Below are 12073 nucleotides of genomic sequence, written 5' to 3'. Positions count from 1 at the left end.
TCGTAGGGGTCGACCACCGAACAGGCGTCGCCGGCTACCTCCAGCAAGCTGCCGATCCTCGAAGTGATTACGGCGGTCCCAAGCGTCATTGATTCGAGCACGGGCAACCCGAAGCCTTCGTAAAGGGATGGGAAGATGGTCGCTTTGGCTCCACGGATTATCGTCGTCAAAAGCGGCAGCGGCAGGTACTCGAGTCGCAGGATACGGCTTTGCACCTGGCCCGGAAGCGCGCCAATCGTCTTCAGGAGCCGCAGCTCCTCATCCGACTTCCATCCCGGTGCTCCGACGATTACCAGGGGCAGATTCACCCCGCTGCCAAGATATGCCTCGATAAGTCGATTGATATTCTTCTTGGGCTCGATCGCGCCAAAGAACAGGAAATATCCCTTATAAGAGAGATTGAAGATTCCTGATAGCTCCTGACGTACCGTCGCCTCGTCTTTCTCGGTCGCGGCTTTCGGTAGAGATACCGCCTGAAAGGTATTCGTTACCTTATCCGGGTCGGCATCCAGTAGATTGATGATGTCCATTCGCGAGGTTTCGGAAACGGTGACGATGTGATCGGCGGTGTCAACGAGTCTTTTGCAGAGAGCGTAGTAGTTCCGCTTGTGGTCGAGCGTGGTATGCGGCAGTCTCAGTGGCACCAGATCGTGCAGCGTATAGATGTTGAGCGCACCTTTGGCGCGTATGGGCAGGGGATAGGTCCAGTGCGCAATGTCTACTTGTGGCAAGGCCACGCTTGCGAACCTGTTGAACCACCTGAAAGTCCGGTGGGACCGCTTGTATAGATCCGGACTGTTCCAGAGCCTGTCGAATTTCGGAAGGCGTGCCTTGAGCGAATCATATAGAACACTTCCTGAGATTGGCACTTCATCGACGCGGCATCCAAGGGGTGCCGAGAGTGCTTCGCCCACCATGCGCGGGATACCCCCGATACCCGCCTTTTTCCGCATCGCCCCGTCAAAGAAGGCAATCTCGCTCAGCAGAGGATTCTTGGAGCGCGTAGACCTGCCGCCATAGAGCAAATCGATCCGATAGCCGACGCTTCGGGCGGCCCTGCACAGATTGCTGCCGTAGGTGGCAACGCCTGTCCCCTTCTCGAGGCCCAGGTTGTATCCATCTACCATTACTGATGGCATTGAGTGAATCCTCTCTTGATCGGGTATTTCTTGAAGTGCATTTGGTCGGGGGGCTGTCTGGGGGGGGGGGGGCGATATTGGCGGGAATCCGACGGTAATCGCTATTCGATAGCCAGCCGTACGTTCGCACCGATGGTGCGGCCATCTTGCGGATTACCCAGGTACGGGCCTGCGAGCAGATCGAAATCCGTTTCGACGAAGATCCAGTGAGTCCCTGCTTCAAGGCGCAGCGCAAGTTCCGCAGGCTTGTCGGTCACATCGATGTGATACGCGTCATTGTTCCCGTACAGATCGACGCGATATGTCTGCGGACCGGCGTGCTTTGTATAGATCGGACGCAGAGATAGCCTGACCACGGCATCCCGGCTGGTGGTGACCACGACCGCGGATTGCGTGTTCCCGTGTCCATCAACCGGAGCGGTCCAGCCATCCGGGAAGCGATTGACAAACAGCACGGTTGATGACTGATAGACCTCGTACTCGCGAGTGAGACGATTCGGGATCGTCCATTTCTCCGCGATCATGTCGGCGACGCTGTCCGGTACGCAGTTGCAGCAGAACAGGTCATCCACCGGATGCCCATGCATGAGAAGGACGCGTAGCTGCGAATAGGAGTGCAGTTCATAGAGCCGCAGATCTCGCCCCATGAAGAAAACGTGCTTGAAGAGTTCCCGCAATTGCGCAAAGAGCGAGGCCGAGGATGACGGCTTCCCCCGATTGGCTTCTCTCGCAGCGTGGGCCTCGACGTTCATCTCGCAGACCAGGAGTATCTCGGGGTTTGCTTTCAATAGCCGTTTCGCGCCCGACACCACCTGCTGTTCGGAGCCTTCGACATCGATCTTGATGAAGTCGATGCGCGGGTTCTGCAACTCATCCCACCAGTCATCCATGGGTCGTACCTGCACCCTGCCACCCACCTGGAGGGAAGGATCCAAAGCCGGCGCAATGGCTTCCCGCGCGCTGGCGCCGATGCTGGCTCGTCCAAGCTCTGCTCTATCTGCGTATATGGTCGCAATACTGGCATCCTCGCCGAGCGCGAACTTATACGGTGTAACGTTGCTGCTCGCATTCAGCGCGAGGTTGTGCAGGAGCAGCGAGTAGGTCAGCTCGACCGGCTCGAAGGCATACACTCTGTGCGCGCAGCGCGACATAGCGATGGCGTTGATGCCTACGTTTGCACCGACGTCCACGCACGTCCACGATTCGCGGATGGTCCGCCTGTAAAGATCGAGTTGCCACGGCTCCCAGGTCTGCTCGCGTTGTACCGCCGTCGCAATATTCCGGTCGAGTTCGTCGAAGACAATGGCATAGCTGTCTTCTTTGAACCGGATAGTCAAAGCCATAGCATTTTCCATAGACGCATCGTGTTCCATCGCGCAGTGGTTTCCGAGCTAGGCTCAACCCTGTGCGCGGAGGCTTCCAGGATGCTCGCTGTATTGTTCAACCAGGGAACTTGCGGACTCCGCTAGCGAACCTGGCAGGCGCAGCGGAAGATTCCGGAATGACCGAATGCTTCTCGATGTCCGGTCTAGGAACTCATGCCAGTGATGATCGTGCTTCTTTGGATAGATCAGGAACCCGGCGAGGTGCGGCAAGTTGTTCCGAGGCTGGTCCTGGGGGCAGGTCCGGCCGATACGGACGCTGTACATGGCCGCTCCGGACCTTGACATATGGGTGACGGGTTCGGCCTCGAGCTCTGCCCATGTCAGTGCCGGTGAGGCGTCGTCAGTGCTGCCTTCAGCACGATACAAGAGGGCCTTGCACGCGACCACACCCTCGGGAGGGAAGGGCAGGCAGAACTGAATCTGTGCGTCGCCATCGAAGATGGCGGTACCAAGTGAATTGGTGGCGCCCCATCCAGCCCCAAGAAGCATGCTGCGACCCTCCGCCTCGCTGTATTGCCGTGCGGTGCCGGCAACCTCCTCGCTACCGTAGTAGACGCCATAGCGTGCCGCATYCGCAGGGATGACGGGCGGTGCGAAGTGTTTCGACGCCGTGAAAATCGTATTGAGCGCCTGGATCCACGGGGTATGTAGTCCATCTTCGATTCGGTGGGTCCCCTGCGCTAGCGAGGGCTGCGTGTCGGATGGGCGGGCAGCGGATGGCAAAGTCTCGGCATTGACCGGGCCATGATCGGTAAAGTATGACGCGCTCGCTCCGATGACTTGGAGTACTCGCCGATTGCCTGCGTGGCATAGCACTTCCGCCCCTTGTGCGAGCGCATGCGCGGCCCAAATGTCGCCATCGGGGCGCGACTGGGGGATGAGGAGCGTTTGGATGCGCGCGCTGGTGAGATCGTGCCATGCTTCGGCAGGCGCGATTCGCGCTCTCGGGTGCATGGCGTCGGCCGCTTGGCAGCGGAGCGCGGATTCGTCGCATGGAACTCTCGACGAGATTATTTGGCCCGCAACATCGCTGTGGCGCAGCGCGCTCATTTGCATGTCGAGGGCGAGCATGTCGTGGGCGTCTTGAGGCTCGAGGACCAGGATGCGGTTGCCGGCGCGGGCGCGCGCAACGGTTGCTCGTGGTGTGTCGCCGGAGGGTCTTGGATCAAGTGCAAAGACCATCGATTGGCTGCGGCCGACCCGGCGGGCAATATCCTCGGCTAGTTCGCGGTCTTTACCGTGACACACCAGAAGTGCCGTTGCATGTTTTTCAAGGATCTTCAGGATCTCGACGCTGTCCGAGCTGCCCGGACCGGCAGCGGCTGCATCGCGAACAACACCAAAAATCCGCATGCCCAGTTGGGATCGGGCCGCGCAGAGCAAGCGGATCAGGTCCGTTGGCTGGGTGCGGCGGCAATTCACGCCGGTGACCAGATCGGTGTGTGCGAATCTGCCTGTTGGCAAGGCCGCTGCCTCGCGTCCGTCTACGATGTCGCCATCAAAGGTGTAGCGCAGAAAGCGGCCAGCCTCCTGATCGAATACAACTGGGGTTATGTCAAAATGCTTCGAACTGGCGATGCCGAGGTCAACAAACCATTTCTCCTCGGCGCAGAATTGGCCGGTGCCCACGAGGCGATGGTACCGCGTGCAGTCCCAGAGGAGCCGGCGTTCTGGCTCAGAGTGGGTTGTCAGTTCCAAGGGGTCGGCTGCCCAGTCGCCCTCGTGGCCAAGCAGCCCAAGCGCCGTTAGTTCTTCGCGAGCATTGATGTTCAGCCGATCAAGCAGGAACGACCGCCGGTACCAGGCAATGGCATCGTCCATCCGCTGGGCCACTTTATGCAAGTGGCCGATATGCAGCGCTGTGTCGGCAGAGTCCGGATCGAGCTGGATGGCCGTCTGGTAAGCGGTTTCAGCACCAGCCAGGTCTCCATGTTCCTTGCGCGCATGACCCAGCTGGACCCAGATAYTGGACAGCGAGGGTTTGGCGGCAACGACGCGCTCGTAGTAAGCAATGGCCGAGCGCCATTGCTTTGCCTCTCGCGCCTGGTCACCTGAGCGGATAAGGTTACCGACCTTACTGCCGAAAGCGATCTTCAGATTAAACATTTGGGTGTTCTGCTCCAAGCGGTCAAACGAACTCAACGCGCGCTATGCCCCACGACTCTCGTGTCGAGGCCGCCGATGCATCTGCTCCAGGCAGGATCTGGATGCGTAGCGTGTTACTTCTCTTGAGCGAGTGCACGGGGACATCGTGTGCGACCACCCCCACATTCTCTGTGAACGAGCCAGATCCGATCGACCAGCCGTTAAGGATGACGAGATACCGGGCGGCCTGGCCGGCGGTGCCGAATGACTTGTAGGCGATCTGCATCTTGCTGGTGGCGCCCAAGGTCGGGTCGAGCGAGAAGCCTAGTGTCAGGCCGTCTCCGGTCACCCAGGCGCAATCGTCCTCGACGTTGACAACACCCTCCACAATGTGGCGAAGACTTTCACTGGTCGAAGGCTCGAACTTGTTTTGATCGAGCCAGGGCATGGAAGAAAGTTGCTCCAGATATTGTTCGGTCGCGCTCTTCTCGCGCCGGCGGAGCTGGGGGGAAATGCTGCCGTCGGCCTCAAGGCGCTCGATTGCCTCGCTCCCGCCGAACGCCTCCAGATACTGGAGGTTGCTCAGCAGGAACGCGCGATACTGTTCCAGTCCCGCACTGTAGTGAGCGATCAGGCTCCTGGCGAAGTCGGCTGCATTAGGTCGCTTGGCAAAGACCGGTTTTGGGGTGGTGCGGATGAAATCGAGCAGGTCGGCTTGCGAAGCAATCCACTTTTCGTAGCCCATCTGCGCGGTCTTCCACGCCATGCGGCCCATTGCCTCCGCGCGTCCATGCAAATCGGTGTAGCTGGCCTGATCTGGGTTGAACAGGACGCCGTTGACCCAGTTTGCTATATATTCGTCGTGAGTCGCGCCGTCGGCTGCGAACACGAGGAAACCGCGGCTCATCGCTTCCAGGAACGCCATGCCAATGCCCTCGGTGCGGCGAGGGGCGATGAATACGTTACACGTGTCAAGCAGGCGCGCGTAGTCGTCCGGCGATTTGAACCAACTGGACGTGGTCAGCTCGTAGCCAGACATACTCCGCTGCATATAGGCGCTGGATATGCACTTTTCATCGTCTGGCGTGTCATGCACATGCAGGCTGTCAATCTGAGTGCCGAGAAGGCGTTCCACCATATTCAGGTTGATACCGTGCTCCGGGCGGCGCTGCCAAAGAAGAACTTTGAGCTTATCAAATTTCTTCAGGCGATTCTCCCCGACCGGCGGCTTGAAATATTTGACAAGCAGCGAGTCTCCGCCACAGCGGCCGATCTTTGCGTGAAGGCGCCGGCTGAAATTGATGAAGCGCGCCTGTCTGGCCCAGAGCCAGTGGAGATCCGGCATATTCGCTGAACCGTCATACATGGGAATCACGATGACGCGCATACCCATGGCCAAGAAGATGGGAGCCAGGTAGTCCATCTGCCAGAGCACCGCGAGATCCTCCTGTGTATCCTCTATCGAGTCCAGCAGGCGCGAGGGCTCGTCAGGGTCAACGTAGAGTGTGCGCAACTCAAAGGAGCGCGCCAGCAAGGCGCGAAAGAACTCGCTGGAGCGAGTCTTCTCATGAAAGATGTGGTCAATAAAAAGTATTTTCATAGTGCAACTCGAAACCATCGCTCATAGGAGCCGTCCATGTCCGCCGTCAGCCGGTGACGGGCCTGGAGAGCACGTTGGGCAACGTGCTCACGATCTTCCTGCTCGAGCCCGATGACCGCATTCGCCATTTCCTCGAGCGACGAGCATACGGTACCAAGGCCGTAGTATCTGATTTGCTCGGAGAATGCCATTCGATCCAGCGAGATAACCGGACGTCCGAAACAGGCGGCTTCCATCAGCGCCGCGGAGCCGCGTAGTTCGTACACGATGTGATCATATGGCAGCAAAATGACGGATGCATTTCTGTAGTGCCGGATCATTTCCCGCTCGGATATCATCGAGGACAGCAATTCAACTCCCGGCATTGCGTAGAGCTGCGATATATAGCCATCGTGGTGAACTGCATCGCGGTCGGGCAGGTTTTGGACGACGAACTGAATGGCCAGATCGGGGTCACGTTGTCGAATCGACAGGAAGAGCTCGCGCAGCAAGAGAAAGCCCTTGTCGTATCGTGCCGATCCAGGGCAGAAACATATCATCGGACCTGCCGGGGGGAATGGGAATGCCGTCGCGATGGTGGGATAGGGCGTTACCGCGACAGGCGCGCATAGCAACGCAGCGAGACGATCGGCGAGCTTCGGGGTTTCGGCTGAAAGCGCGATGCGGGCTCCGGCGGCGCGCGCGATGACAAGCCGGCGAAGCAACTCGCGCTCGGGGTCGCGGTAGGTGCGCGAAGCGTTCTCCATGACACCGATGAAGCGCAGGAAGATCTTGGGCTGTCGGGCTATGGGTTGTTCCGCCAGCGCGTTCAGGAGTCCAACGACGCCGTATATATCCAGACTGGGGAAGAAGAGCGTATCGGTATTATCTATTCCATAGCTCTGGATGAGCCGCTTCGCATCTCGGGTTGCCTGCGCTTCGAGTGGGTCCGCGAAGCCGCTTGCGCTTTCTGCGCCGAGTTTGGGAGCCGTTGCAATGGAAATATATTCGCGATAATAGAAATCGTAGAACGGGACGAAGCCATATTCGTCGACCGTTTTTTCTGGCAGGTGTTTGCAGCACAACGGCACGATCTCTTCAAATACGTCGGAAAACGCATTCGAAAAATAATTCAATGCAGCGACATTGTGGCCAAAAGGTTGCGCGCAAACCGGATCACAGATAAACAAACGCACAGATAGACTCCAACGCTAAGGCGAATGATGAATTGACTTGGTTGAGCAGCTCGTCAACGGCAAAATGGCGTGGAAAGCTTAAGGGCCCCGCCACCAGTTGCGCATGCATTCCTAAAGAATGGCAAGTGCGGGAGATGGGGGTGGGCTGCGTCGACTCGGGCGCGTCCGGCGATAAAGGACCGTATTACTTGAACGTATTGACCGTGGTTACCACCGGATAGGCCACGGAGAACACCACGTTCAGGAATTTCTGAAGCTCCGCGATCGGGGCGTTCGAAACATACAGGAGATCCCTGTTGTCCATCGGAAAGGTCTGAGCCACGAAGAAGCTGCCCGGGTCCTTCAGGTTGATGCGGTAGACCACCGGCACCTTGCCGTTCTGCGTGGTGCGCACGGGCTGATTGGGCCAGGCCAGGGCGGAGGCGTCCTCAAAGCGGAAAACGAACACGCCTTGCGCGTCGGAGCGGGCGTCTTCAAGGCCGCCGGCGCGGGCGATGGCCTGGGCCAGCGTGATGCCTTGCGCTTCGAAGTTGACTTCCTGGTTTTTTCCTGTCGCGCCCAGCGCGGTAAAGCTGAGAGGCTGATACAGGGCGGTTACAACGTCGCCTGCGCGAAGCGGCACGTTCTGGCGGGGGTCGCGGATGATGGTTTGCAGCGGCAGGGCTTGGACTTCGCTGCCGCGGGTGACCTGGATGGTCGTCTTATCCACGGGCTGGCGAACGCCTCCCGCGCTTGCGACGGCGTCCAGCAGGCGCTCGCCGCGCGGGGTGAGCTGCATGCGGGTACTTGCGCCGACGTCGCCGACCACTGTCACATAGGAAGTGACATTCTTTGACAAACGTACCAGAACTTGCGGTTGGTTCGCCTTGCCCTTCAGAGCGGCGGTAATGGCTCGCTCCACCTCGGTGGTGGTGCGGCCGGCTGCCTCGATCTGGCCAGCAAACGGGATATTGATCTGGCCGTCGCCGCTGACCATTTGCTCAGGCAGGACGGTGACGCGTGCATTGGTGGGCGCAACCCGGGGATCCATCGCCGAGGCGCCAAACAGCGTGGCAGGCGGTGCCTCCCAGACGGAAACTTCAAGAGTGTCGCCGACGCCAAGCTGTTGCTGGAATTGTGTTTTGTTGCCCAGGGTATGGACAAAGTCGCCGGGCTGGCGCACTTTCAGCAGTCGGTGTGCGACATCTTCCGTGACATCGACGATCTGGATGCCCGCAGTAACCGATGCCTGGATGGAGTCCTGTACCTGAGACTTGGTGGGACCAGAGGATGGGACGAAGGAACAAGCGGTAAGGCTGGCTGTGCTGATGGTCGACACGGCCACCAACAAGGCGGTCAGGCTACGCATTCTGAGGTGATTCTTATCGAGAGGCTGGGCGAATTTTTGCAATTATGGCATGTTCATAGCTAAAATACGCGAACTTGCCGATAATCTCATTCGTGGCCTTGTTGGAATATTCTCACACACCCGTTTGCGCGTTCCCTCGCGCAGTTGCACATTGATTCCCATATACCTGGACGTTACGCGGCTCTTGGATCGACTGGCCAAGCGTGTGCTGCCTACTGGCGTGGATCGCGTTGGTCTCGCGTACGTCAGGCACTATTCGCACCGAGCGCGGGCTGTGCTGAGCGAGCGCGGCATCCACATCGTGATGTCGGAGCGCGAGTCGGCACGAGCGTTCGAGATGCTGTTGAACCAGGACTTCACCCGCTCGTGGGGTGCCAGGGCCCTCATGGTGCTGGCTGTTCTCGGCGGCCTGAGACGTGACCGAGCTGGTCCAGGGGTACTGCTGCATACCAGCCATTCGGGGATGGAGTTCGTCCGATATTTCACGGCGATGAGGAAGCGTGAGATTCGGCCCGTATTTATGGTGCACGATTTGATCCCGCTCAYGCACGCCGAGTATTGCCGCCCCGGTGTGCTGGCAATGCATCACAGAAGAATGAGCGTGGCATCCGCTCACGCGGCAGGCATCATTGCCAATTCCCAGTCGACCTTGGATTCCCTTGCGGAGGAGTTCCTCCGAGCCGGCTGGACCGTACCCAGAACGGTTGTCGCCCGCTTGGCCTCGGGCGTGGCCGCCGGCACGCCCGGCGCGCGACCTCTCCCGCAGCCCTATTTCGTCATGCTCGGCACCATCGAGCCTCGCAAGAATCATTGGTTTGCCTTGCATATTTGGCGCCGCCTGGTTGAAATCCATGGAGAGCGCGCGCCGACACTGGTTGTCATCGGGCGACGCGGGTGGGAGTGCGAGAACGTAGTCGATATGCTCGAACGCTGCGCGCCACTGCGTGGCAAGGTGATCGAGGAAGGCGACTGTTCCGACGAGCGTTTGCACAATTATCTGCACCATGCGCAGGCGCTGCTGTTTCCCTCTTTCGTGGAGGGATACGGCATGCCGTTGGCCGAGGCGTTGGCGCTCCGGGTGCCGGTGATCGCCAGTGACCTGCCTGTTTTTCGTGAAATTGCGGCGGACATTCCCGAATATCTTGACCCGCTTGACGGTCCGGGCTGGATGCGTCGCATCATGGAGTACGCAGTGACGGCAAGCCCGGCGCGCGTGGCCCAGTTGGCGAGAATTGGGAGTTTTCGCGAGCCAACCTGGCGGGAGCATTTCGACGTGGTGGACCGATTCCTCGAGGAGTTGGCGTAGATGGCCGGGGCGGGCGCAAGCGGAGGGCCACCGCAGCAGGCTGCACTCGATCCACGCGATTTGACTCGTAGTTGGTGCACGCCGGTTTCTTGGGCGGGTCCCCGGAAAGGCGTGTGGGCCGATCGGCCGACTGGTTGGGCGATGCTCGGCTTTGTGCGCCTCGGTCGCAGCGCGACGCCAGCCTTGTTGCCTGGTCCTATCTGGTCTTCGGGCAGGAATGGTCTTCCGGTGTTGTCGTGGTTTGAACTGAGTGGCCGAGGCAAGGCGGGCACCCTGATGGAGCAGGCGGTGGCAGAGGCGCTGGAGCACGATAGTCCCTCAGGCGCGGCTTCTTCGGAATCATCTGACTTGATGGCGCGAGTCTTAGCCGCCTGCGCGGAGGCTGCCTGCGATGCCATACCTTCGTGCGCACCGGAGCTGGCGGCATTGAGCAATAGGCCACGCGTGTTGCTTGTTGACCAGGCTTGTGGTGATAGAGGCGATGGGGCTGCGTTCGAGCGGATGCTGGCTGCCGCGCTAGCGGAGCATCCTGCGGCGGAATTCTGGATCTGGCCGGCATCGGGCGGCAAGCGCGGCCACTTGGCGCGCTTGCCCGGATTGCCCGCCGGTATTCGCAAAATCGACTATGGCTTCAGCCTTTTTGCGACGCTGCCACATGTTGATCATTTCTATACCGTCAGCGCACCCGAGGGCATGCAGGCCTTGTTGGCCGGCGTGCCGGTGCATRTGCATGGCAGGCCTTTCTATGCTGGCTGGGGCCTGACCCACGATGAGCTGGCAATGCCTGATCGACGTGCCAGGCCAACGCTTGGCGCGCTGTTCGATGTGGTTTATCTACGTCTTGCACGCTACTTCGACCCGGAAACCCACCGCGCCGGCACGCTGGCGCAGGTGCTTGACAGCATCGAACTGCAGCGTAACGTAAGCAGCCGCTACGCGGATTGCGCACAGGTGGCGGGCCTGGGGTTCCGGCTCTGGAAGCGGCATTTTGCCACGCCGTTCCTCTTGGCGGGCGGTGGTGAACTCCGCTGGTCCGGATTGCAGGCTGAGGTCAGGCCAGGCGAACTTGTGGCGTTATGGGGAGCCAAAGGCGACGATGGCATACCCTCGGGTACTCCCGTGCTGCGAATGGAAGACGGCTTCTTCCATTCCGAGGGGTTGGGATCCGACATGAATGCGCCCTGCAGCCAGGTGGTGGACCGTCTGGGACTGTACTTCGATGCGCGCCGGCCAAGTGAGTTGACGCACATCCTGAACGACGCCAATTTCGGCGCGGGCGAACTGGTACGTGCGGCACGGCTGCGCGAGTTGGTCGCTCGGCTGGGCGTAACTAAATACAACCTTGGGAGGCGCGAGCCTGCCTGGCCGGCGCCGTCCGGTAAGACGGTAATCCTGGTGCCGGGCCAGGTGGCGGACGATGCTTCGATCCACTTTGGCACTGGGACGTTTAACACTGCTGAGGCACTGCTCGAAGAGGTGCGCCGGCGAAATCCGGAGAGTTTTATCGTTTACAAGCCGCACCCCGATGTCTTGTCCGGCAACAGGGCGGGATTGGTGCAGGCGCGCGAACTGTCCGACATCGTCGATGCCGAGGCCGACTTGTTGTCGCTTGTCGATCGCGCTGATGAAGTGCACGTGTTGTCTTCTCTCGCGGGCTTCGACGCACTACTGCGCGGCAAGCGCGTATTTACCTACGGCCTGCCATTCTATGCGGGCTGGGGACTGACCGAGGACGCGCTGCCGCAGCCTTGGCGGCGGCGGAGGCTAACGCTGGACATGTTGGTTGCCGGCGCGCTGCTGCGCTACCCGATCTACTGGGATTGGGGTACCGGGTTGTTTACGACGCCAGAGGCGGTCGTGCGCAAGCTGGGGCAGACGGCAGGGCGCCCAATGGTGCCGATTGCCGGCGACCGCGGCCGCCCGCTGCGCAAGGTCTGGCGCTGGTGCCGCAACGCTGTACGGTATGGATGCTGGGCATGGAGCCGGCGCAGGCCGAGACAGGCCCGTTGATTTTCTGGTGGTATTTGGGAACCAG

Annotated in this window: 8 protein-coding genes; 2 read left to right on the top strand and 6 right to left on the bottom strand. The window is 60.0% G+C overall.

What is annotated here, in order from left to right:
• The 6 genes from AC1DKD_RS15825 to AC1DKD_RS15800 form a co-directional block, all read right to left on the bottom strand.
• Window positions 1-1139 (bottom strand): glycosyltransferase family 4 protein (locus tag AC1DKD_RS15825; RefSeq protein WP_477143443.1); only part of this gene is annotated, 1139 nt, incomplete at its 3' end.
• A gap of 101 nt (window positions 1140-1240) precedes the next feature.
• Window positions 1241-2482, bottom strand: coding sequence for an FkbM family methyltransferase (locus AC1DKD_RS15820; RefSeq protein WP_477111237.1), 1242 nt, complete (start codon window positions 2480-2482; stop codon window positions 1241-1243).
• 54 nt (window positions 2483-2536) lie between these two features.
• Window positions 2537-4630, bottom strand: a complete 2094-nt coding sequence (locus tag AC1DKD_RS15815) for a tetratricopeptide repeat protein (protein ID WP_477143442.1) — start codon at window positions 4628-4630, stop codon at window positions 2537-2539.
• A 22-nt stretch (window positions 4631-4652) separates the two neighbouring features.
• Window positions 4653-6209: a glycosyltransferase gene (locus AC1DKD_RS15810; protein WP_477111235.1), complete on the bottom strand. Its 1557-nt coding sequence runs from the start codon at window positions 6207-6209 to the stop codon at window positions 4653-4655.
• Complete coding sequence (locus AC1DKD_RS15805) at window positions 6206-7384, bottom strand: glycosyltransferase (RefSeq protein WP_477111234.1); 1179 nt, start codon at window positions 7382-7384, stop codon at window positions 6206-6208. Before AC1DKD_RS15805 ends, AC1DKD_RS15810 begins: the two co-directional genes overlap by 4 nt.
• A gap of 184 nt (window positions 7385-7568) precedes the next feature.
• Window positions 7569-8732 carry a polysaccharide biosynthesis/export family protein gene (locus AC1DKD_RS15800; RefSeq protein ID WP_477111233.1) on the bottom strand — a complete coding sequence of 388 codons (1164 nt, stop codon included), beginning with the start codon at window positions 8730-8732 and terminating at the stop codon, window positions 7569-7571.
• 151 nt (window positions 8733-8883) lie between these two features.
• On the opposite strand from AC1DKD_RS15800, the gene AC1DKD_RS15795 reads away from it, so the two are divergent.
• Together AC1DKD_RS15795 and AC1DKD_RS15790 are read left to right on the top strand one after the other, a co-directional pair.
• A complete protein-coding gene (locus tag AC1DKD_RS15795; RefSeq protein WP_477143444.1) occupies window positions 8884-10038 on the top strand; it encodes a glycosyltransferase family 4 protein in 1155 nt (384 codons plus the stop codon).
• Window positions 10039-12048: a capsular polysaccharide biosynthesis protein gene (locus tag AC1DKD_RS15790; protein ID WP_477143441.1), complete on the top strand. Its 2010-nt coding sequence runs from the start codon at window positions 10039-10041 to the stop codon at window positions 12046-12048. It begins immediately after the preceding gene.
• The last annotated feature ends 25 nt before the right edge of the window (window positions 12049-12073 follow it).

The sequence above is a fragment of the Cupriavidus sp. 05T313 genome (assembly GCF_056396665.1).
The sequence above is the reverse complement of the archived record's forward strand: the minus strand, read 5'-3'. Positions and strand labels throughout refer to the sequence as shown.